Source organism: Algorimicrobium algoritergicola (assembly GCF_008086165.1).
GTDB classification, from domain to species: domain Bacteria; phylum Bacteroidota; class Bacteroidia; order Flavobacteriales; family Flavobacteriaceae; genus Algorimicrobium; species Algorimicrobium algoritergicola.
Genome location: NZ_VSKL01000001.1, coordinates 354,755 through 376,704 on the forward strand (window position 1 = coordinate 354,755; position 21,950 = coordinate 376,704).

General features: G+C 33.4%; 21 protein-coding genes. 9 read left to right on the top strand and 12 right to left on the bottom strand.

The window, feature by feature from the left end; translation table 11 throughout:
* Positions 1 to 63 precede the first annotated feature (63 nt).
* The 7 genes from ES675_RS01760 (at position 64) to ES675_RS01790 (ending at position 6,490) form a co-directional block, all read left to right on the top strand.
* A complete protein-coding gene (locus ES675_RS01760) occupies positions 64 to 1,278 on the top strand; it encodes an aminotransferase class V-fold PLP-dependent enzyme (RefSeq protein ID WP_066249518.1) in 1,215 nt (404 codons plus the stop codon).
* Between the two features lie 66 nt (positions 1,279 to 1,344).
* Complete coding sequence (locus ES675_RS01765) at positions 1,345 to 2,142, top strand: META domain-containing protein (RefSeq protein ID WP_082985870.1); 798 nt, start codon at positions 1,345 to 1,347, stop codon at positions 2,140 to 2,142.
* A gap of 50 nt (positions 2,143 to 2,192) precedes the next feature.
* Positions 2,193 to 2,615 carry a SufE family protein gene (locus tag ES675_RS01770; RefSeq protein ID WP_066249515.1) on the top strand — a complete coding sequence of 141 codons (423 nt, stop codon included), beginning with the start codon at positions 2,193 to 2,195 and terminating at the stop codon, positions 2,613 to 2,615.
* 69 nt (positions 2,616 to 2,684) lie between these two features.
* Positions 2,685 to 3,008 (top strand): DUF59 domain-containing protein, encoded by a 324-nt coding sequence (locus ES675_RS01775; RefSeq protein WP_066249511.1) that lies wholly within the window; start codon positions 2,685 to 2,687, stop codon positions 3,006 to 3,008.
* A 114-nt stretch (positions 3,009 to 3,122) separates the two neighbouring features.
* Positions 3,123 to 4,958 carry an ABC transporter ATP-binding protein gene (locus ES675_RS01780; protein ID WP_066249508.1) on the top strand — a complete coding sequence of 612 codons (1,836 nt, stop codon included), beginning with the start codon at positions 3,123 to 3,125 and terminating at the stop codon, positions 4,956 to 4,958.
* Between the two features lie 18 nt (positions 4,959 to 4,976).
* Positions 4,977 to 5,483 carry a DUF2480 family protein gene (locus ES675_RS01785; RefSeq protein WP_066249505.1) on the top strand — a complete coding sequence of 169 codons (507 nt, stop codon included), beginning with the start codon at positions 4,977 to 4,979 and terminating at the stop codon, positions 5,481 to 5,483.
* Positions 5,484 to 5,527: 44 nt separating this feature from the next.
* On the top strand, positions 5,528 to 6,490 hold the full coding sequence (locus tag ES675_RS01790) for a DUF3078 domain-containing protein (RefSeq protein WP_066249498.1): 963 nt from the start codon (positions 5,528 to 5,530) through the stop codon (positions 6,488 to 6,490).
* A 74-nt stretch (positions 6,491 to 6,564) separates the two neighbouring features.
* Here the strand turns inward: ES675_RS01790 and ES675_RS01795 are convergent, their stop codons facing one another.
* The 8 genes from ES675_RS01795 to ES675_RS16355 form a co-directional block, all read right to left on the bottom strand.
* Positions 6,565 to 8,823 (bottom strand): penicillin-binding protein 1A, encoded by a 2,259-nt coding sequence (locus tag ES675_RS01795; RefSeq protein WP_066249495.1) that lies wholly within the window; start codon positions 8,821 to 8,823, stop codon positions 6,565 to 6,567.
* Positions 8,824 to 8,886: 63 nt separating this feature from the next.
* Positions 8,887 to 10,098 (bottom strand): GTPase HflX, encoded by a 1,212-nt coding sequence (gene hflX, locus ES675_RS01800; protein WP_066249492.1) that lies wholly within the window; start codon positions 10,096 to 10,098, stop codon positions 8,887 to 8,889.
* A gap of 165 nt (positions 10,099 to 10,263) precedes the next feature.
* Positions 10,264 to 10,587: a hypothetical protein gene (locus ES675_RS01805; protein ID WP_066249488.1), complete on the bottom strand. Its 324-nt coding sequence runs from the start codon at positions 10,585 to 10,587 to the stop codon at positions 10,264 to 10,266.
* 40 nt (positions 10,588 to 10,627) lie between these two features.
* A complete protein-coding gene (locus ES675_RS01810; RefSeq protein ID WP_066249484.1) occupies positions 10,628 to 10,807 on the bottom strand; it encodes a hypothetical protein in 180 nt (59 codons plus the stop codon).
* A 103-nt stretch (positions 10,808 to 10,910) separates the two neighbouring features.
* Entirely contained in the window at positions 10,911 to 11,540 is a 630-nt protein-coding gene (locus ES675_RS01815; RefSeq protein ID WP_066249482.1) for a DUF6705 family protein, read from the bottom strand.
* A 290-nt stretch (positions 11,541 to 11,830) separates the two neighbouring features.
* The gene (locus tag ES675_RS01820; RefSeq protein ID WP_066249477.1) at positions 11,831 to 12,394 is read right to left on the bottom strand and encodes a DUF6705 family protein; all 564 of its coding nucleotides are present in this window, start codon (positions 12,392 to 12,394) and stop codon (positions 11,831 to 11,833) included.
* Between the two features lie 13 nt (positions 12,395 to 12,407).
* Complete coding sequence (locus ES675_RS01825; protein ID WP_066249474.1) at positions 12,408 to 13,910, bottom strand: hypothetical protein; 1,503 nt, start codon at positions 13,908 to 13,910, stop codon at positions 12,408 to 12,410.
* A 129-nt stretch (positions 13,911 to 14,039) separates the two neighbouring features.
* Positions 14,040 to 14,186, bottom strand: coding sequence for a hypothetical protein (locus ES675_RS16355; RefSeq protein ID WP_157448674.1), 147 nt, complete (start codon positions 14,184 to 14,186; stop codon positions 14,040 to 14,042).
* 24 nt (positions 14,187 to 14,210) lie between these two features.
* On the opposite strand from ES675_RS16355, the gene ES675_RS01830 reads away from it, so the two are divergent.
* Positions 14,211 to 15,176 (top strand): endonuclease/exonuclease/phosphatase family protein, encoded by a 966-nt coding sequence (locus ES675_RS01830; protein WP_066249472.1) that lies wholly within the window; start codon positions 14,211 to 14,213, stop codon positions 15,174 to 15,176.
* 360 nt (positions 15,177 to 15,536) lie between these two features.
* Here the strand turns inward: ES675_RS01830 and ES675_RS01835 are convergent, their stop codons facing one another.
* The 3 genes from ES675_RS01835 to ES675_RS01845 all read right to left on the bottom strand — a co-directional run bounded on the left by ES675_RS01835 (position 15,537) and on the right by ES675_RS01845 (position 20,230).
* Positions 15,537 to 15,914: a hypothetical protein gene (locus tag ES675_RS01835; protein WP_066249470.1), complete on the bottom strand. Its 378-nt coding sequence runs from the start codon at positions 15,912 to 15,914 to the stop codon at positions 15,537 to 15,539.
* Between the two features lie 99 nt (positions 15,915 to 16,013).
* Positions 16,014 to 17,450, bottom strand: coding sequence for a DUF5689 domain-containing protein (locus ES675_RS01840; RefSeq protein WP_066249466.1), 1,437 nt, complete (start codon positions 17,448 to 17,450; stop codon positions 16,014 to 16,016).
* A 32-nt stretch (positions 17,451 to 17,482) separates the two neighbouring features.
* Complete coding sequence (locus ES675_RS01845) at positions 17,483 to 20,230, bottom strand: carboxypeptidase regulatory-like domain-containing protein (protein WP_066249463.1); 2,748 nt, start codon at positions 20,228 to 20,230, stop codon at positions 17,483 to 17,485.
* Positions 20,231 to 20,372: 142 nt separating this feature from the next.
* Here ES675_RS01845 and ES675_RS01850 point away from each other — a divergent pair, with 142 nt between their 5' ends.
* The gene (locus ES675_RS01850) at positions 20,373 to 21,422 is read left to right on the top strand and encodes an endonuclease/exonuclease/phosphatase family protein (RefSeq protein ID WP_066249460.1); all 1,050 of its coding nucleotides are present in this window, start codon (positions 20,373 to 20,375) and stop codon (positions 21,420 to 21,422) included.
* Between the two features lie 77 nt (positions 21,423 to 21,499).
* Here the strand turns inward: ES675_RS01850 and ES675_RS01855 are convergent, their stop codons facing one another.
* Complete coding sequence (locus tag ES675_RS01855; RefSeq protein WP_066249455.1) at positions 21,500 to 21,940, bottom strand: hypothetical protein; 441 nt, start codon at positions 21,938 to 21,940, stop codon at positions 21,500 to 21,502.
* Positions 21,941 to 21,950: the final 10 nt, after the last annotated feature.

Sequence of the window (21,950 nt, forward strand, 5' to 3'; positions counted from 1 at the left end):
AATCTTTTTGCTAAAAAAGGCAAAAAGGATACCACTACTATCGGGGCTATTTAAAACAAAACTATGTTTAACGCAGAAAAAATTAGACAAGATTTCCCCATTCTTCAAAGGCAAGTAAATGGTAAACCGTTAGTATATCTGGATAATGCTGCCACTTCACAAACACCACAACAGGTTATTGATGTCATTGTAGATTATTATAGTAATTACAATGCTAATATTCATAGAGGCGTTCACACCTTAAGTCAAGAAGCTACGGATAAATACGAAGCTGGCAGACACACCATTCAAAAACATTTTAATGCCAAACATGCACATGAAATTATCATGACTGCAGGTACAACTCATGGTATTAACTTGGTTGCCAATGGTTTCTCATCACTATTAAAAAAAGAGGATGAAATTATTGTTTCAGCATTAGAACATCATAGTAATATTGTGCCTTGGCAAATGTTATGCGAAAAAACAGGAGCCACTTTAAAGGTGATTCCTATGAATATGGCTGGCGAATTAATCATGGATGATTATGATACATTGCTTTCTAAAAACACCAAACTCGTTTTCGTAAATCATATTTCAAATGCTCTAGGAACCATCAATCCTATAGAAGAAATCATTACAAAAGCACATCAAGTTGGTGCAGCCGTTTTGGTAGATGGTGCACAAGCTTGCCCACATATAAAAGCTGATATGCAAGCCTTGGACGTTGATTTCTATGTAGCTTCAGCTCATAAAATGTGCGGACCAACAGGCGTTGGTTTCTTATATGGTAAAGAAGATTGGCTTAATAAATTACCACCTTATCAAGGTGGTGGTGAAATGATTGCCGAAGTAACATTTGAAAAAACAACCTATGCAGATTTGCCGCATAAATTTGAAGCCGGAACACCCAATATTTGTGGTGGCATTGCTTTTGGAGCAGCCATTGATTATATGAACAACATTGGTTTTGATGCTATTGCAAAATATGAACATGAATTGTTAGAATATGCTACAGCCGAATTATTAAAAATAGAAGGCCTAAAAATTTATGGAACTGCCAAAAATAAAACGTCAGTTATTTCCTTTAATTTGGAAGGAATCCATCCTTATGATATTGGTACACTTTTAGATAAAATGGGTATTGCAGTTCGTACAGGTCACCATTGTGCGCAACCTATTATGAACTTTTATAATATTCCAGGAACAGTTAGAGCATCCTTTGCATTTTACAATACAAAAGCTGAAGTGGACGCTTTAGTTACAGGTGTTAAAAAAGCACAGATGATGTTAGCTTAAATGCAGTTCAAGATATTAATGATCAGTTTGGCTTTCTTTTTGCAAGCGTATTAAAAAACACACATTATGAAATATATTAGCTTTCTTTTTATCAGTCTATTTATGGTTTCTTGTGGGACTTGTAAAAACGCTTCTGCTATGAGTAAACAAACACCACTATCCGGTAATTATATTATTTCCGCAGTGGGAGAAAACGCCTTAATTGATGAAAATCTAAACATTATGTTTAACCTAGAAACTAATATGGTTGCAGGTTTTTCAGGTTGCAATCAGTTTTCTGGTAGTTATTCATCTACGGATTCTGGATTAGAATTCGGACTATTAGCCAGCACACGAAAAATGTGTCGTCCAGAAGCAAATACAATAGAACAAAGCGTTCTAAAAGCATTGAATGAAACCAGTCGTTTTTCAGAAGAAAACGGCGTAATTTCTTTTTATAATGAAGAAGGAACCGTTTTAATTACCATGGATAAATCAGAAACTTCAGACACCGAAAAAATGAGTGATCAAAAAGAATTTCAGGTAGAATATATGGCTATTTCTCGTGGTTATTATTTAACGATTAACTATGAAAATAAAAGTATATCATTTCAAAAAGACCGAACTTCTGAAACGCAAATTAAATCGCTTTCAGAAACCGAAATAACATCAATAGAAAACAAAATAGCCGCTTTAAATTTAGAAACGCTTGAAACTTTGGAGCCGCCTTCTAAAGCACATCAATATGATGGTGCTGCTGGAGCCACATTAAAAATCACGAAAAATGGCACAGACTATCGTACGCCAACTTTTGATGCTGGCAAACCTCCAAAAGCCATTGAAGCGCTGGTTTCAGAATTAATTGCCCATACTGAAAAGCAGTAAATAATTGAATAGCTGCATTACTTATTGTATTTTTGTATAAAATTATGACGATGGAAATTGAAGACATACAAAACGAAATTATAGACGAATTCTCCATGTTTGAGGATTGGGAAGAACGCTATCAATACATGATTGATTTAGGCAAAGATTTACCCTTAATTAATGCGCAATATAAAACCGATGACAACCTCATATCCGGTTGCCAAAGTAAAGTTTGGGTTCATGCGGATTTGGTTGACAATAAAATTGTTTTCACAGCAGATAGTGATGCTATTATCACCAAAGGTATTATTGCTATTCTTATTCGTGCGTTTTCAAATCAGGCACCAAAAGATATAATAGAAGCAAATACAGCTTTTATTGATGATATTGGATTAAAAGATCATTTATCACCAACGCGAGCTAACGGTTTAGTTAGCATGATAAAACAATTAAAAATGTACGCCATTGCGTATCAAACACAGCTTAATTAATTTAAACTGTAATAGTTGATTTGTTTAAACGACAAATCATAGTAAGCAATCAACTTAACAACAAAAAAGATGAGTGAAACAATAGATACAACAGCATTAGGCGAACAAATAGTTCGCGTTATTAAAACCATATTCGATCCAGAAATCCCTGTAGATATTTACGAATTAGGATTAATTTACGACGTATTCGTTAATGAAGATTGCGATGTTAAAATCCTAATGACCTTAACAACACCCAATTGTCCCGTAGCGGAAACGTTGCCCTTAGAAGTTGAAGAGAAAGTAAAATCCATTGACAGCGTAAAATCTGCCGAAGTTGAAATTACCTTTGATCCACCTTGGACACAGGAATTAATGAGCGAAGAAGCCAAGTTAGAATTAGGTATGCTTTAAACAGCAATTTCGCGTCATACTTTTTTGATTATTTAGATCATTTTTTAGAAACCTAGAATTATATTTTTAAAGCTGGAATCTTGAACTTTCAATCTTGAACCCTTAACCTAACGCATGGCAAGATCTAGACTTAAATCATTAAAAGATAAAGAAAAAACTAGTTTAAGAAAGTCCTTTAGTGCATTAATTTACATTCCGCGGTTTTTTAAAGAAATTTGGAAAACGAATAAAAAACGATTCCTTTTATCTGCCATTTGTCGATTAATTGGGGCCTTTTTGCCTGTAATAATTCTTTGGGTAGGTAAGATTATTATTGATGAAATTATCCTTCAATCTGGTAACGAAGCAACCGATTTCAACCGACTTTGGACTTTTGTTGGTCTCGAGTTTGGTTTAATAGTTCTTTCAGATTTAATGAGTCGCGCCATTTCACTTACGGATAGTTTACTGGGAGATGCCTACTCTATTAATTCATCTGTAACCATTATAAAAAAGACGAATCAAATAGATATTAGTCTTTTAGAAGATTCCGAATTTTATGATAAGCTGGAACGCGCCAGAACGCAAACTGCAGGACGTGTAGGCCTTATGTCCAATGCCTTGGGCGAAATACAAAGCCTTATATCTATAGCCACACTGGTTGCTGGATTAATATATTTTGAACCTTATTTAATAATTTTACTAGTACTCAGTATTATTCCTTCTTTTATTAATGAAATTTGGTTTAGTCAGCAGCAATACTCATTAGCTAGAGGTTGGACAGCCGAAAGACGCGAATTAGATTATCTCCGTTTTATAGGTGCCAACAATCAAACCGCTAAAGAAATTAAACTTTTTGGCCTGACGGATTTTATTGTAGATCGTTTTAAAAACCTCTCCGAAGAATATTTTCAATTAAATAAAAAACTAGCTGTAAAACGTTCCGCTTTGGGTTTTGTGTTTAATGTTTTAGGAACCTTAAGTTATTATGGTGCTTATATTTTTATAATTTACCGCGTTGTTTCTGGCGTTATCACGTTAGGTGAATTGACATTTTTATCTGGATCATTCAACAGATTAACGCGAAATCTTCAAGACTTCTTTTCAAAGTTTACCAGGATTACAGAAAGCGCACTTTATTTAAAAGATTACTTTGAGTTTATTGATTTGTCTATTGTTCCAAAACATGAAGAAGATCAACCAATTCCTGAAAAAATTATGTCAGGTTTCGAATTTAAGGATGTGCATTTTTCCTATCCAGATTCTGATAATGAAATTTTGAAAGGTGTGAATTTTAAAATTTTCGCTGGCGAAAAAATGGCTTTTGTTGGTCAAAATGGTGCCGGAAAAACAACACTTACAAAATTGCTATTGCGTTTTTATGAACCTACTTCTGGAGAAATTTTATTAGATGGTATTAATATTAATCGCTTTAAAAAAGACGCTTATCAAAAATATTTTGGTGTCATTTTTCAGGATTTCTTCCGGTATGAATTCACTGTAAAGGAAAATATTGCCGTTGGTGATATTGCTGAATTAAATAATCAAGAAAAAATTAAACATGCTGCCGAATTAAGTTTAGCAAGCGAAGTCATTTCAGAATTAAAAAAAGGCTACGACCAACAACTTGGAAAGCGCTTTGCTAAAGGGCAAGAGCTCTCTGGAGGGCAATGGCAAAAAGTAGCTTTAGCTAGAGCGTACATGAAAAATGCCGAAGTGATGATTTTAGATGAACCAACTTCCGCATTAGATGCTAAAGCAGAGAGTGATGTTTTTAAACGTTTTATTGGCTTAACCCAGGGAAAAACAAGCATCATTATATCCCATAGATTCAGCACGGTCAGGCAAGCGGATCGTATTTTAGTTTTGGAGGAAGGCAAAATTTTAGAAATTGGCACGCACGAACAATTGATGGCTAATCACGCGTTATATGCGCAACTCTTCCAGCTGCAAGCTGAAGGATATCAATAAATAAATTAACTTTGTATTATGGAAGAAGAAATAATTAATCGCGTTGCAAATAGCAAACTCGTCACCTTTGATTTGGAAGATTACTACCCAAAAGGGTATCGTATGACGTTAGATATTAAGGATTGGTTGCTAGAAGGAATTGTGCTCCGTGAAAAGGATTTTAGAGAACAGGTTAAAAACCACGATTGGCAACAATATCAAGATGCCTATGTGGCTATTCATTGCTCCACAGATGCTATTGTGCCTGCTTGGGCTTATATGCTCATCACTATTTCTTTGGAATCTATTTCCAAAAAAACAGTGTTAGGCGATTTAGATTTACTAGAAAGCACACTATATCAAGAAATTATTTCAAATTTAGATGTTTCCGAATTTCAAGATAAAGCTGTTATTATTAAAGGTTGCTCTAAAAAACCGGTTCCTGTAAATGCTTACCTCATGATTACCAACAAACTAAAACCTATTGCAAAATCAATAATGTTTGGCGAAGCTTGCTCAAGTGTGCCATTATTTAAAAGAAAATAGTATTTTTGTAAGATTATAAATCACCAATTAATCCATAAAACCCTATGAAAAGAATATTTACTATCGGTTTAGTGCTGCTTGCGACAGCCTCGTTTTCGCAAACAAAGGAGGAATTAAAAGAGCAAAAATCTGAAAAACAAGCTGCTGCCGATGCTTTGCAAGCAGAAGCTGACGATTTACAAAAGCAAATTGACGCCTTTCCTGGTTGGAAATTTGGTGCGTTTGGTACAATAGGTGCTAGTTTTTCTGAATTTAACAATTGGTATGGCCAAGGAACGCCTAATAACGCTTCTGGAAACATAACGATTACGGTTAATCCTTATGCAAAATTAGATCGCGAAAAATATTTCTGGTATAACACAGGAAATATTAACTTAAGCTGGGTGAAATTTGACGACAAAGACGATCCAACAGACGATGGTAGCTTTAGAGAAGCTAATGATGTTTTTAATGTAACATCACTTTTTGGTTATAAAATAGCTAAAAATTTGGCTGCTTCTACGCTTGCTGAATACCGTACAACATTGATTAACAACTTTAATGACCCTGGGTATTTGGACGTTGGTGTTGGTGTAACATGGACACCTATTGAAAACTTAGTAGTGGTAGTTCACCCATTAAACTACAACTTTGTTTTTGCTGAAAATGATGCTATTTTTCAATCGTCTTTAGGTGCGAAAGTCGTTGCTAATTATGGTCGTTCTTTTGGAAAGCTGGATTTCAATTCGAATCTTTCTGCTTTTATGAGTTATGAAGATTCTAATCTATCTAACTGGACTTGGATTAATGCTATTAGCTATAAATTATGGAAAGGTATTGGATTAGGTTTTGAACTTGGTTTAAGAGACAACAAGCAAGAAGCTGTTAATTTTGCTTTCAAACAATATGAAGGGCGTTTGGCTAGCAATGGTGGTATTGTTGATCCTACTGATCCACAGCCAACCTTTGATAATGTAGATAATGATTTACAAGTATATTATACATTTGGTTTGAGCTATGCTTTTTAAATCAAACTTATTATTATAAATACAAAAAGCTCCAAAGTTATACTTCGGAGCTTTTTATATTTAGAGTCTTTTTGCTATTCGTCTCCTTTAAATTCTTTGGTGTTTTTCTTACTCTTAAATAGTTTTTTCAACCAACCATCTTCCTTTTCCAATTTACAATCTAAATCGTTTAACACATCATTACTTGGTGTTTCAAATGTGCTTTTGGTAATTGCGTTAAATTTAGAATCGTTGTTCAATTTCTGATAAAAATGAGCAAACATGGGTAAAGCTGAATTTGCACCTTGACCTAAAGCTGTTGTTTTAAAACCGATGTTGTAGTTATCATTCCCAACCCACGTAATGGTTACTAAATTGGGTGTTATGGCTACAAACCAACCATCTTTATTATCTTGTGTCGTTCCTGTTTTTCCAGCAATGGTATTGTTCAGTTTATAGGTGTTTCGCAATCGTGAAGCTGTTCCACTATTAACCGTTGCTTTCATCATTTCCAATAAAACTTGTCTGGTATAATCGCTAAACGCTTGTTTTTCTAAAATTTCAGGTTTAAAATCAACAATTACGTTTCCGTTTTTATCTTCAATTTTAGTTATCATATAAGGTTTTACACCGTAGCTGTTATTCACAAAGCTAGCATAGGCGCCTATTAATTCCTTCAACGTAATTTCAGCAACACCTAATGCTAATGACGGTTGCGAAGGCAACTCTTTAGTAATACCCATTTTTTGCGCTTGCTCTTGAACTTTGGAAATACCAACATCATTTAAAACTTTTACTGCAATGGTATTTACCGAATTGCTCAACGCCATTTCCAAATTGTAATTGATATCCGTTTTTTCGTTGGGATCTTGACCTGCATTGGTTGGTGTCCAGTTTTTGTAGTTGGTATAGGTTACGGCATCAATGGAATAATATGAACAAGGTTTCATGCCATTTTCAATAGCTGCTGTGTACACAAATGGTTTAAAGGTTGAGCCGACTTGACGTTCACTTTGAGATACATGGTCATACTTAAAATAGCGGTAATCAATACCGCCAATATAGGTTTGAATAGCACCCGTTTTTGGGTCGATAGACAACATACCTGTATTTAAAAGTTTAAGGTAATGTTGTAAGCTATCCTTTGTTGAAAGCATTTGTGTACTATCACCTTTCCATGAAAATATATCCATGTTGCGTTTTACTGATAACGAATCGTCTATCGCTTTTTCTGAAATACCTGCCTTTTTTAAGCGCTGATATTCTGGTAAACTTTGCATGGCTTTTTTAAATACGCTTTTATTGGATGTCCAGGGTGCGTTTTTGCCATGCGATGCTTCGTAAGCCACTTGCAGCCTGGAAAGATGTTCTGCCATAGCTTCTTCCGCCATGGTTTGCATTGTGGCATTTAACGTGGTGTGAACAATTAATCCATCTTTATAAATATTGTACGAATCACCATTTGGCTTTTTATATTCTTTAATAACAGCTTGCAATTGCTGTTTAACTTGCGCTCTAAAATAGGGTGCCAATCCCAAATCGTGATTAAAGGAATGATACTTTAAAATAAGCGAATCGGTTTTTAATGTGGCGGCTTTAGATGCTTCTAAATAATCATATTTTACCATTTGATCCAAAACCACATTACGTCGAGACTGACTTCTTTCAACCGATTTTCTGGGATTGAAATAGGTTGTCGCTTTTAGCGTTCCTACTAAAGTTGCCGCTTCAGGAATAGTTAATTGCACAGCCGATTTATTAAAAAACTTTTGCGAAGCACTTTCTATACCATAGGTATTATCTGAAAACGGAACGGTATTTAAATAGAGCGTTAAAATTTCTTGTTTGGAATACACATCTTCAATGCGTTGGGCTACAATAGATTCTTTAAACTTATTGATGAGCATACTGAAAAGCGCATAATTTTTTCGACCATATAAGTTTTTAGCCAGCTGTAAGGTGATGGTGCTTCCACCTCCTGCCGATTTATCTTGAAGTAGTATATTTTTAATAAACACACGCAGTAAACTCACATTATCAACGCCATCATGTTCGTAAAAACGAGCATCTTCAGTTGCCACCAACGCATCAATCAAATGTTTAGGAAACTCCTCATATTCGAGCGGTTGCCTATCATAAATATAAAATTTGCCAATTAATTTTTCATCCTGATCTAAAACCTGCGTGGCTTCTGCTTGTTTTAAAGCACCTAATTCGGCATGTGTTGGCACTTTTCCAAACAATCCAAAATAAATACTAGCATATAGCAATACAAAGAATAAAATGATAGCAGCCAATACAATTAGCGACCATTTCACCCATGTTTTTTTAAGGAATACATTTAGTTTTTCCATGAATTATAGAAACGTTAGAATCGAAATTTTATGCAAAATTCGTGTAGAAATTCTGATGTGTTTTTATTCTTCTTCCTCGTAATCTGGATATAAAAAGTGATTATAAGGAAAACGTGTTACGTGAATTTCCCGAACCTCGTCATAAACGCGCTTTTTAAATTCTTTCATATTCTGCTTGTTTAAGGCTGAAATAAATAAGGCATTATTACCAACCCGATTCATCCAGGTTTTTTGCCATTCTTGCAAGGAATAATGTGCTTCGGTACGTTCTACTTCTAAATCTGTTTCGTCATACGGTTCTGCTTGATAGGCATCTATTTTATTAAAAACCATAATGGTTTCTTTATCAGCACTATCAATTTCACCTAATACTTTATTAACCGAGTCTATATGTTCTTCAAAATTAGGGTGCGAAATATCCACGACGTGCAATAACAAATCGGCTTCGCGAACCTCATCCAAGGTACTTTTAAAACTATCTACCAATTGGGTTGGCAGCTTTCTAATAAATCCTACGGTATCGGTTAATAGGAATGGTAAATTTTGAATAACCACTTTCCGAACCGTTGTATCTAATGTGGCAAATAGTTTGTTTTCGGCAAATACATCACTTTTACTAATGGTATTCATCAGTGTAGATTTTCCAACGTTTGTGTAACCAACAAGTGCTACACGAACCATTTTACCACGATTACCACGTTGCACAGCCATTTGTTTGTCAATGGTCTTAATTTTATCTTTTAGGAGGGCTATTTTATCCCGAACAATACGTCTATCTGTTTCAATTTCTGTTTCACCAGGTCCACGCATTCCAATACCACCTTTTTGGCGTTCCAAGTGTGTCCACATCCCTTTTAGTCGCGGTAACAAGTATTCACATTGCGCCAATTCCACTTGGGTTCTAGCATAGCTTGTTTGGGCACGTTGGGCAAAAATATCTAGGATTAAATTGGTTCTATCCAGAACTTTACACTCCAATACTTTACTAATATTTCGTTCTTGAGCAGCGGATAATTCATCATCAAAGATGGCTGTTCCAATATCGTTTTCTTCAATAAATTTTCGGACTTCCTCCATTTTACCTTTTCCAATAAAGGTTTTTGGATTTGGTATATCCATTTTTTGAGTAAAGCGTTTTAAAACCTCTCCACCTGCGGTGTAAGTAAGAAACTCCAACTCATCCAAATATTCTTTAGATTTGTCTGCGTCCTGACTTTTTGTAATGACACCAATTAATACGGCACGTTCGTGCGTGATATCTATTTTTTCTATCATAAGCTTTAAAAGTACAAAGTTAAACAATTGTAGGCGGTTTAATTATTATATTTTTAATGCGATTGCTTAAATTTTTGAGTGAGATGAAAAAAAACAGCAGAAAAGAATGAACCGTTTGGGCATCACTTTTTAACTGCTGTTTTTTTTTAAATAATGTTTTTGATTTTATTGTTTAATCAAAATTAAATTATCAGATGGTAAATACATGGGGATTTCTGATTGATTTTGATAATTATTACAATCATAAAAGCTACCATAATCCCCTAGCTCAAAATCTTCATACATTAATTGACTAGTATTATTTATATTTCTAATTAATTTGAAACCCGCTTGATTAAAACAATTATCTTCAGTATCCATAAAAAGGAATTCAAATTCTATTTGATCCCTGATGAAAATTTCTGAAATAGTATAATCTTCTATATCTGTTGCTTCTAAATTATCATTTAAAACTTGGTTGCTTACTATATTAATAGATATCGTTTTCATATGTTTTTTCTACTTGCGTGAACAAGGTGAATTCAAATGTTTATTGTATATTATTTACTTCACCAACCCAAGTCCCAACAAAATAAGGCAATTCATTATCTAAATCTTTTAAATAGGTACCATTTGGATAATCAAAACTATGCAATAGTAGAATCTGAGTAACTTGAGAGGTAGCACTACATGCAATAAACATGCGGAAAATTTTCAATATTGTTTTCATAGTTTGAAAATGTAGACTTGGGTTTCAACGTAAGATAACAGTAATTGTTGAAAATAAAAAAGCCTCTCAATACATGAGAGGCTTTTTTATTTTTAAAAATTACTTATTGTTTTATCATGACATATTTGCCATAAGGTATTCTGCTATCTGTTGGTGAGCCTTCCGGTATTATAGAATAACTACCAGTTATAACTGCTTTTAAATCGTTAACGTTACTATTTTGAGTATTAGGTATAGTTCTTAAAACAAGTTCACATTTTATATAATCTCTTAACGGATCCCGAAAACTCAAAAATACACTTCGTTCATTAGGACCACAGTTTTCACAACCTGGTAGAAACTGGGATGGATTTATTCTGTTACCAAATATCTGGTGTTGAGATACGCCTATAGTTGTATTATCAATATTTGAAAGCGTGTTAACGAGTTCTACTCCATTTGAATCTATATATTGGAATTCACCATAAATGATATCTTCATAATATGAAATATTCTTATAGTTAGTATGATAATCCGATAATTTCTTGTTTATAATTATAGTAAGCTCTTCTTGTCCATTGGTATATTTCCAAGTACCGATAAACCTGTCGAAATCGTTATCAGTATCTTTATAATAGGCATTTTCTTGTCGAGGAACCTTCAAATCATCATAAATTGAAATAATTGGACTTTGCGCTTTGCAAGAAACTATTGAGAAAATAAATAAGAGTATAATATAAATTGGTGTTTTCATGTTTTGAAAATATAGACTTGGGTTTCATTGTAAGATAACAGTAATTTTTGAAAATAAAAAAGCTTCCCAAATTAATGAGAGGCTTTACTATATCTTGATAATTTAAAAATTATCCTACAGAAACACGTTTGAAATCTGTAATGGCAACATTAGCAAAAGATTCTAAATATTATGCAACAGTTTGCTTGTCATCTTTAATAAAACGCTGATCTAATAAACATTGTTCTTGATCTAAGGTTATGTTATCAAAAATAAAATTGTAACTCTCATGATAAGTTTTATTTTTTATACTATTGTTTATCTAATGTAATCAATTCTGTTGGTAAAATCTGGTCTACTTGTCCATTTGGACATGAAGACGGTTCTATTTCACCGTCAGGATATAATATAAAATTCAGTTGAGAATTATTATTTATAACAGCTATAAATACATCACCACTTTGTCCACAAAGCACTTCATAGCCACCATAGATTAATTGATAGGTTTCACCGTTTTCTAAAAAATGAATCCCCTTTATGACATATTCTGAATCATTAGACAAATTGATTGTTTCAACAAGTACATTATCCATCAGATCAGTTATTCTGTACTTTAATAACAATTTATCTGTAGAAATACCTATATATTCTGTAGTAATTTTTGTAATTACAAATTCATAATTTTTATTGTTAATGGTACCAGTCCATGTGCCAATAAATTTATCAAATAAATTATCAACATCTTTTAGGTAGGTTCCGTCAGGAATATTTGTATCATTAATTAAATAGTTAATACTATTTTGAACGGGAATAACTTGTGCTTTGCAACTTAATAAGATCCCTATTAAAGCTATTACTAATGTTATTTTTTTCATAATTTATAATTTTTTAAGGGCAATTTTCAGTTTCTAAATTACCATTATCATTTAACCTTTTTTTCTGGATGTCACCATTATTTTTTATTCTAAATAAAGAAATGCCTTCAATGCCAATTTCCAGTTCAACAAATTTTAGAAATCCCTTTTCCTTGCCAAACTTTTTTACCATTTGACTAAACTTTTCATTTAAGGTTGTTTTGTTAGCTAATAATAATTCTACGTCCATTAAACTGAAACTATTAATGTCTCCCGTAAAGCGTAAAGTGTAATCTCTAGAACTTGAAAACATACTCCCATAAACATCCAAAAGCGGTCTATTTTCTTGTTGAGCTAGTAATAAAAGTTTTAAAAATGTTGTAATATCTCTAGGTCCTAATTGTTTTATTGGGATGATTTCATCTGGAATATTATCATTATTTGTGTCGGCAATTGTATATTGGTTTGTGTGAATATGGGTAAAACCAACCCTATTGGATGCGATTGGAATCGTTAAACTATGATTTCCTAAATCAGGATTTAAATTGGTAAAAGTGCCATCTGATTCCTCGGCAAAACCAGTCTCTTCATTTGAGTTGTAGTTAGCGCTATTAGTAATTGAATTAAGCTTATTTGAATAATTGGAATTAGTCAATTGTTCTGCGATTTTTTCGCAAGGATCACCATCATTTCCTTCTCCATCCATTGCACCAGATGGTACTCCACCAGGACAACGACAACTAGTAGTTGGTGTTGTGGTATTTCCATTCCCAACTCCTCCATGTGGTCCTTGGTCGGAAGCAATTGGGCCACCACTTGTACTGCTACATGGTTTAAGTGTTGTAGTGTAGGTTCCTCCTGGCAATGCCTCTTGAGTGTAAATATTATCATCTCCAATATAATTACAAGAGGTATCGCCATATTCATGATTACCCGATGAACATGTGTTAGGCTGAAAATCAACTCTTTTACAATCATCTTCATAAAATAAACGCGAGAATAATTGATCACTAAAGCCGCCATCAATTTCCGTTATAGTTAACCGATCAACAAAATCAACTTCCTGACCATTGTCTAAAAGTTCTATTTCTTGATCAGTAATATTGTAATGCACCAAGAATTCTTTATAACTCCCATCCTCCTGTAAACTTAAAAGAACATTTTGCAGGCCTTCACCTTCAGGTGTATTGTTTACTAAAAAAGTGTAGGAATGATAGCCATTTTCAAACTGAATCAAAGTAGCAAAATCAGTTTCTAATGAAAGACCGGTTCCGTCGGAATATACGGTCCTGTTTTGATAAGAAGCATTAAACACTGTTAGTTCTGTTTTTATTCTTTCTATTTTGTTCCAAACTTCTTTGTTTTGAGCAACTTGATTTCTTTGGATTGAAGAAATTGTAATGGGTTTTATAATTATCTCTTCGGTATTTGTTTTTTTAATAAAATCATCATCCTTTTGACAATTAACCAGCACTAGTGAAATTCCAAAGAGCAGAATTCCCAATTTTAAATAGTTTGTGATTTGGGTTTGTTTCATAGGTTAAACTGGTTTAAAGTTAGTAAAAAATGATAAAATTCTGCTTGTAATAACCGATTAAGATTTAGGGTATCTAACCCAATTATTCCGCAATAATCCAAACCTACTAAAAAAAACAAATGATTAGAACTAGCTTTTTTGGTGAATTTTATATCGTTCATCGAAAACCCAAAAAACCGTTACGGTTTTCCCGTAAAATGGTCCGGTTTCAGCACTTTGCCTTTTTGGCACTATGAGTTTTTGAGTATAAAGTCCATTTTTTAATTCCCAATTCATACTTTTAAGCAAATACTAAAATTAATGACCAGCACGCAAAAGTCAGCAGATTCTCCTGACACCTTTACTATTGCTTTTTACAATACCGAAAACCTTTTTGATATTTACAATGACCGCAGTAAACACGATCGGGATTATTTACCAAATTCCGAAAGACGTTGGACTAAAAAACGCTATCATAATAAACTTCAAAAATTAGGGTTGGCTATTTCTAAAATTGGCGATACGGAAACCGAAAATGCACCAAGTATTATTGGGTTAGCCGAAGTAGAAAACGGTAAAGTTATTCGTGACTTATTAGACACCTCGCATTTAAAAAATACACCTTATGATTATGTTCATTTTAATTCCAAAGATGAGCGTGGAATGGATGTCGCGCTTATTTATAATACAACGGAATTTACAGTGACCCACTCTGAAATTTATGCCATTCAATTTGAAAGACCTGAAGGTGGTGACGATTTTACACGAGACATTCTATTAGTAACTGGAATGCTGCAAGGCGAAACGATTTCGCTATTGGTAAACCACTGGTCGTCGAGACGTGAAGGCACGCAGCTTTCCGAGGTAAAACGCTTACAAGCTTCAGAGAAAGTAAGTGAGATTATCAAAGATATCCAAGCGAAACAAGCGGATGCTAAAATTATTATTATGGGCGATTTCAATGATGATCCACATTGTAAAAGCATCACGCAACTCATAGAAAATAACAATTTATTCAACCCTATGAATACGCTGCGGTCCTATAATCGTGGGAGTTTAGTTCACCACAGAAAGTGGCATTTATTTGATCAGATTATGTTTACGATGCCTTTTTTTGAATCGCGAGAAAACCATTTGGAATTTGATTCGGCACATATTTTTGATGCCGATTTCTTAAAAGAATACAAAGGCCGCTATAAAGGCACGCCTTTTAGAACCTATGCTGGTGAAAAACATAAAGGTGGTTATAGTGATCATTTTCCGGTTTATATGACGTTGAAGAAGTAACTTTCTTTTCTTTTTTACATTGCCTAAAAAAGAAACAAACCTGCCTGCCGGCAGGCAGGAAAGTCTAGGCTTACGAATCTTTATCTAAATTTTTCATTTGACACCTAAATTTTAGGAACTCGCATTTAATAAACCTTGCTTGCTTCGAAATATGGCATGCTCAAACCTACCTGTCCGTCAGGCAGGCAGCCTAAAATTTTACGGTATCTATATTTTCAAATTTTACGATAAACTTTCGATAGGCCGAATGGGAATTTTCAAATGGATTATCAAAATATTTAAATAAGATTAAAACCAAGAAATATAATAGTTTTAATGAAACGAAAAACTGTTTAACACAAGTTTGAAAATAAAGATTATTTAAACAGCTTGCCAGAGTATGACTGACAATAAAATGCAAGCAACGGGAAGCAGCCAAAGCAAAAATATGGAGTGATTTTGAGATTTCTTATTAAGCATTTTAGCATTTAGTACTTGACGCTTTCTTCCTGCATATTGTATCCAGTTTTTAAAAAACACAAAAACAGAAGCCATAATAAATAATGCCCAAGCTTTATCTTGAGACATGGTGTTCATATTCATCTGACTAGAAAATCCAGCAAAAAACATACCTAATAGCAACAATATAGAACATTGTAATAAAGAAATATAAATCGATGCAATTTGATTTGCTTTTTTGTTCTTAAGCTTTTTATAATGCTTGAACACGGTAATAAAAAGTGAATCGAAAATAGACATAATTATGTAATGGTATGAAAATTAAGAACCTGCTAATTTATTAGAATTAGCAGGTTCTTTTATAATTATTTAAAAGACTAAATATTTCTATTAATTCTTTTATTGTGCAGCTAATATTTTAACATTACCTAAATCTCTAGTTGAAGATATTGCGGCATTTTCACTATCGTAAACAAATGCAATAAAGCCAGTACCATTAGCAGCAGAAAGATCAATAAAGCCAGTTTCATCATATATATTATCAAAGAATCCACCATTTATTGGTAGTCCTTCAATTTGACTTGCTCCTACTTCAGTCCAGTTAGCAGTAGTTGGGTCAGCTCCGGCAACATAATCGTTAGAATAATAAGCTTTTAAAGGCTCTTCTCCGGCGTCACTGAACGCATCAGCTATTTCTAATATCATTTGTTCGTCATCTTGCGCATCAAAATCAAAAGCTGGTGAAATTAACCAACTAACCATTGTTACAGCATTACTACCATCATATCCAGATCCTCTAACATAAGAAACACCACCAAAAGATGCAGCATACCATTCTCTAGTTCCAGCTGTGTTAATTACATCCCAACCGTTTAAACCACCAACAAAATCTTCTTCAAAAACGACTGTAAAATTACTTTGATCTAACAATTCACATCTAGAACCATCAAAATTAACACCTTCCAAACCGTTTAATGCTAATATTATAGTACCACCATCAAAAGTCTTATTTACCAAAGCAGTTATAGAACCGTTACCTAAAGGTAGTAGTTCGTTTTTAAAGTTAGCAAAGCCACTTGTTTCTAACTGAAACGTTGAGTACGTAAAACCAGTACAAGCTTGTAATCTTCTTTTCGTATCAAAATCATTCATTGGATCAAAATAGCGTTCTCCTGCTAAATTATCAGCAAACTCTACGCCATCCACTTGTACCAATATACCAACATGACCACCATTAATATCTGCGAAATTTACATTTACAGGCGTGATGTCTTCTGTAACAGGTGATCTGAATATGTGTGTTCTTGCGCGATTTTCACCTATACTTTTAATGTTTGTTCCAAAACGCGTAGTTTCTGTTTCACCACCAACAGCTATAATACCAGTTCCAATACGTTCTTCACCAATATACAAGCCTTTTAAGCTCACGTAAACCTCACGACCAAAATTAAACTGATTGTATAAATCTACTTGATTTATAATAATTTTGATTGCTGTTGTTGGGTTTGTTGGACTATCTTGAAGAAAAAATTCTTTAAAGAAATTACCCGATTTATCTGAAGAAGATACATATCCTTTAATATAGATATTTTCCAGTTCTTCTATATACGGCATAGCATCCGTAGTATCACCATCATTATTAGGATCCGATGTATATCTAGATTTTGCATCTGCAATAGAAATTTCTATTCCAGTGGATAATAAAGTGTTTAATCGTGCATTTTCTTCATCACCTAAACTTGTAGGAATGGTGTAATCGTCATCTTGAACACAAGATACAATAGCTAAACTAGCAACTACTGTTAATACTAGGGTTAAAAATTTATTTGTTTTCATAATCAATAATACGTTTAATTAATTTTTCTTTTTTAGAATCTAAAGTTAACATTTACAAAATAAGTAGCACCACGTCCATACCAGTATTTTGGTCCAAATTGACGTTTACCTGTTTGATTGTCAGCTAACAATTCGTTGTAATTTGCATTTCTACCTTGTTCAAAACCACCTGTTTTGTAAATCTCATCCAATAGGTTATTTACACTAGCAAATACACCAATATAATAATCACCAATTTTCCAAGATTTTCCACCTGTTAAGTTTACGGTAAAATACGCGTCAATTTCTTCTTGTTTTAATAAGTCGGTTGCTACATTTTCATCGTAATTATTAATTGGCAAACCATCATTAGCTAAATAAAAGTTTTGAGTTCTTAATAATGGACTCACATCAATATATGCATTTGCTAAATAGTTAACCGTTGCTCCAAAGAACCAGTAGTCTGGATCGCGATATTCAAAACCTAATGAATACGCTTGTTGTGGTCCTCCTGCAATTTTATAATCTTTTAAATTAGATGTAAATGTTTGCGTTTTACCAAAACTTGTAGAGGTTAAATATAAATCAGGGTTGTTATCATAGGTATATTGACCTACTGCAGCTACACCTTTTAATTTAATAGTTGGTGTTACTTGTGCTTCAATACCTAATTCAGCACCAATGTGCTTTTTATCTACACCTTGTAAAACTTCCTGAACAAAAGCAGATGTATCGTTAAACTCTTCACCTACGTTGGTAATACCATCCGCATAATAGAATCCAATTTCATTGGCATCTTCAATTTTCGTGTAGTAACCTGTTAATTTAGCCTTCACAATTGGTGATCTGAAAATATAACTTGCATCAAACGATGTAATTTTTTCCTCCGTTATATTATCAACGACACTATTGTTATCTCTTGAGTTAGAATAAGTGTTTCTAATAGTTGGTGCTTTTGTAAGATAACCACCATTCACATCAATTAAGTGCTTTCCAGTTATTTTATAAGTAAGTCCAGCTTTTGCACCTACACCTGTAAAGTTTAATTTCTCACCTTTTCCTAATGATAAATTTCCTAAAAACGCACTGTTTTCCCAAAGACCTTCACGTTGGTATGATGTACTTGTTACGCTTCCTGAAAGATAGAAATCTACTTTACTATATTTAAATTGTGCTTGTGCATATCCTGAAATAACATCGGCAAAAATATTATAGTTGTAACGGAACTTATCACCTTCACCAATAACACGATTCGGATTTTGGTTATCATACTGGTAGTTATCAAACGAATCAACGTTTAAAACACCATTACCACCTAATAAATCAATTATTTCACCAAAGTTTTTCGACTTTAGGTTCTTGTAATTTATAGCAGCATTTAAAATGATATGATCATTAATTTCCGTGTTGAAAATAGAGTTCACCGTAATTTGTTTATCGTCACTACGGTCTTCATATAATACATACGCGTTTGTATCACCTACAGACGCATTGGTAACATTGGCATCTAAAATACGTTCCCAATCTATCTGGCCACCATTCATAAAGTTTTGTTCCGCAATATAAGCGCCTGCAAAATCAGGACCATCATTATCTGCTAAAAAGTAACTTGGTAAATCTTGGTAATAAGCAGGACTTGGATTTCCGCCACCACCATAATCTAAACGGCTGTTTCCTATTTTACCATATTGGTAACCCACATTGGTATTTAAAGTTGTTTTGCTATTAATATCCCAATAATGGTTTAACATAAAGATTGGCTCTTCAATTTCTTTGATACGTGAATTTTTCTTTTCACCATCTAACCAACCCCAATATTCGTTGTATTTAATATCTTTTAAATCGTAAACCTCTTGTGTATTAGGAGACGATTTCCCACGACGGTTTGGCGTGTACATAGATGTAAAGTTCAAACTGTGTTTGTCATTAATTTGTTTTTCAACAGCCACAAAAAATGAATTAGCATCATACAACGTCGCGTCTTGATAACCTTCATTTCCCCAGCGTCTTCCGCCCATTACAGCGTAAGACCAACCACCTTCTAATAAACCAGAGGCATAACTAGCCATAACACGGTTTGTATAACTTCTATTTGAAGATGAATACGTTACACGACCGCCTTCACGATATTGTGATGCACGAACATTCATATTAGTTGTTCCTAAAATACCACCAAAATTATAGGCTGAAGGTGCTAAACCAGTTGTTAATTCCTGGTTACGAAGCATGTCATTTAATCCACCCCAATCACTCCATTGTGGTCTACCATCATAAATTTTGTTCATTTCGATACCGTTAATCAAAACCGAACCGTTTTCAGAATCTAAACCTCTTACTCTATAGAATGAAGAACTCCATTCAAAAGCAGCTGTTCTTTGAAACACATCTTGAGAAGATTGTAGTAAACCTGAAATATTATCAAGTCCACCAGATTCGTCATCTAATTCATCATCTGTAAGATTAATAGTAAACAAATCAGCCGATGTATCTCTTTCCAGAGACATATCAGTGATATTTACTGTTTGCCCTTCATTAATGACAATTGGATATCTTTTAAAGACATATTCGTCTTTAGATATTCTTAAAATCTGATCTCCCATTGGTAAATTTGAAGAAAATTCAAACATACCGTTTTCATCAGTTGTGGTTGTGATGTCTGTACCTTCAATGGTAACAGTTACATTTCGAATTGGATCGAAAGAAAGGGCTTCAGTGACACTTCCTTTTACTACTGTTTGTTGAGCAAACGCAGTAATTGTCGCGAAAAATCCGAATAAAAAAACAATTAAACTTTTTTTCATACTAGAATTTATAATTAAAAAAATTGATACTTTGCGTTAAATGTTAATTAAATTAAGCGTGCAAATTTACATTATTTATAATAAATATCTACTTTTGGCGTAAGATTTGTATTAACATAACTTAAACATAACACACAATTTAATGAAAAAATTCAAAATTTGGATCACTATAGTTCTTGTATGCGTTGCTATAACTGCAAAGGCTCAAGATGGTAAGAAATTTAAAATTCATACGGTAGCCTTTTATAATCTAGAAAATTTATTTGACACCATTAATGATCCTAATAAAAATGATGAGGCTAGCCCAATCATGGAAATGAAGATTAACACCAGTGATATTTACAAAAAGAAAGTAGTAAATATGGCACGTGTAATAGCTGATATTGGTACAGATACGGCTAAAAATTCACCTGTAATTATTGGTGTTTCGGAGGTTGAAAATCAAGATGTTTTAGAAGATTTGGTTAATGATCCACAACTTATTTCTAAAGATTATGGTATTGTGCATTATGATTCACCAGACCGTCGCGGTATTGATGTTGGTTTATTATATCAGAAAAAATATTTTACACCTATTAACACCAGTAATCATGAATTAATAATTTATGATGATTCTCGCGAGCGCGTTTACACCAGAGATCAACTTTTGGTAAGTGGTAAATTGGAAGGCGAAATGATTCATATAATTGTTAATCACTGGCCATCTAGAAGTGGTGGTGAAGCCAGAAGTAGACCAAAACGTGTTGCTGCTGCTGGATTGAGTAAAAAAATAATTGATTCGCTACAAACTATTGATCCATACGCTAAAATTATATTAATGGGCGATTTAAATGACGATCCTACCAATGAGAGCGTAAAGAAGGTTTTAGGAGCTAAAAGCGACAAGGAAGATATTGAGCTTAAAGGCATTTATAACCCTTTTGAAAAGTTGTTTAAAATGGGTGTCGGCTCAAATGCGTATAGAGACAGTTGGAGTTTATTTGATCAAGTATTAATAACACAACCTTTTTTAGAAAGAGATTATAGCTCTTTACGTTTTTATCAGGCGCATGTGTTCAATAAAAATTATTTAGTAAACAAAAGAGGCAAATATAAAGGTTATCCATTACGAAGTTTTGCCGATGGTGGTTTTACGGATGGTTTTAGTGATCACTTTCCAGCCTATATATACTTAATTAAGGAAGTGAAGTAAACATATACATTTCTCAAAAATAAAAAGTGCCTTTAATAAATTTTAAAGGCACTTTTTTTATATTGGATTGTAGCATTCTAGCCGATCCACAAATGCCATGGAATTTTTGCCAAAATAAGAATTAATGCTATGGTATAAAAAACAGCTATCATTCTAAATTTAGCTTTAGATGTTAGTTTCTTTTTATGTTTAGAATAACCTATTGTAATTAATGCTATGGCAATAATCATGGTTAATGGATGTTCTACAATATTAGATCTTAAAGCACTATTTTTCATCACGGCACCCATTCCCATTTCGCTAATAATAGACATGTAATCTGCCGCAAAGTAGAATACAATACCAAGTAGTAACTGAATGTGCGATACGATTAAGGTAAACAAAGATATTCTGAAATCTTTAGCTGAATATTCCTTTCCAGCCATGGCTTTTACAATGGCATTTAAAGTAGCTACAACTAGGATTAAAAGCACAAAATAGGCCCAACCAGAATGTAACATTTTTATGGTATTATACATGTTTTAAAGT

What these genes read in the sequence shown, in the direction of transcription:
- ES675_RS01760 (WP_066249518.1), top strand. Translation starts at nt 64, where the DNA reads ATGTTTAACGCAGAAAAAATTAGACAAGATTTCCCCATTCTTCAAAGG.
- ES675_RS01765 (WP_082985870.1), top strand. Translation starts at nt 1,345, where the DNA reads ATGAAATATATTAGCTTTCTTTTTATCAGTCTATTTATGGTTTCTTGT.
- ES675_RS01770 (WP_066249515.1), top strand. Translation starts at nt 2,193, where the DNA reads ATGGAAATTGAAGACATACAAAACGAAATTATAGACGAATTCTCCATG.
- ES675_RS01775 (WP_066249511.1), top strand. Translation starts at nt 2,685, where the DNA reads ATGAGTGAAACAATAGATACAACAGCATTAGGCGAACAAATAGTTCGC.
- ES675_RS01780 (WP_066249508.1), top strand. Translation starts at nt 3,123, where the DNA reads ATGGCAAGATCTAGACTTAAATCATTAAAAGATAAAGAAAAAACTAGT.
- ES675_RS01785 (WP_066249505.1), top strand. Translation starts at nt 4,977, where the DNA reads ATGGAAGAAGAAATAATTAATCGCGTTGCAAATAGCAAACTCGTCACC.
- ES675_RS01790 (WP_066249498.1), top strand. Translation starts at nt 5,528, where the DNA reads ATGAAAAGAATATTTACTATCGGTTTAGTGCTGCTTGCGACAGCCTCG.
- ES675_RS01795 (WP_066249495.1), bottom strand. Translation starts at nt 8,823, where the DNA reads ATGGAAAAACTAAATGTATTCCTTAAAAAAACATGGGTGAAATGGTCG.
- hflX (WP_066249492.1), bottom strand. Translation starts at nt 10,098, where the DNA reads ATGATAGAAAAAATAGATATCACGCACGAACGTGCCGTATTAATTGGT.
- ES675_RS01805 (WP_066249488.1), bottom strand. Translation starts at nt 10,587, where the DNA reads ATGAAAACGATATCTATTAATATAGTAAGCAACCAAGTTTTAAATGAT.
- ES675_RS01810 (WP_066249484.1), bottom strand. Translation starts at nt 10,807, where the DNA reads ATGAAAACAATATTGAAAATTTTCCGCATGTTTATTGCATGTAGTGCT.
- ES675_RS01815 (WP_066249482.1), bottom strand. Translation starts at nt 11,540, where the DNA reads ATGAAAACACCAATTTATATTATACTCTTATTTATTTTCTCAATAGTT.
- ES675_RS01820 (WP_066249477.1), bottom strand. Translation starts at nt 12,394, where the DNA reads ATGAAAAAAATAACATTAGTAATAGCTTTAATAGGGATCTTATTAAGT.
- ES675_RS01825 (WP_066249474.1), bottom strand. Translation starts at nt 13,910, where the DNA reads ATGAAACAAACCCAAATCACAAACTATTTAAAATTGGGAATTCTGCTC.
- ES675_RS16355 (WP_157448674.1), bottom strand. Translation starts at nt 14,186, where the DNA reads ATGAATTGGGAATTAAAAAATGGACTTTATACTCAAAAACTCATAGTG.
- ES675_RS01830 (WP_066249472.1), top strand. Translation starts at nt 14,211, where the DNA reads ATGACCAGCACGCAAAAGTCAGCAGATTCTCCTGACACCTTTACTATT.
- ES675_RS01835 (WP_066249470.1), bottom strand. Translation starts at nt 15,914, where the DNA reads ATGTCTATTTTCGATTCACTTTTTATTACCGTGTTCAAGCATTATAAA.
- ES675_RS01840 (WP_066249466.1), bottom strand. Translation starts at nt 17,450, where the DNA reads ATGAAAACAAATAAATTTTTAACCCTAGTATTAACAGTAGTTGCTAGT.
- ES675_RS01845 (WP_066249463.1), bottom strand. Translation starts at nt 20,230, where the DNA reads ATGAAAAAAAGTTTAATTGTTTTTTTATTCGGATTTTTCGCGACAATT.
- ES675_RS01850 (WP_066249460.1), top strand. Translation starts at nt 20,373, where the DNA reads ATGAAAAAATTCAAAATTTGGATCACTATAGTTCTTGTATGCGTTGCT.
- ES675_RS01855 (WP_066249455.1), bottom strand. Translation starts at nt 21,940, where the DNA reads ATGTATAATACCATAAAAATGTTACATTCTGGTTGGGCCTATTTTGTG.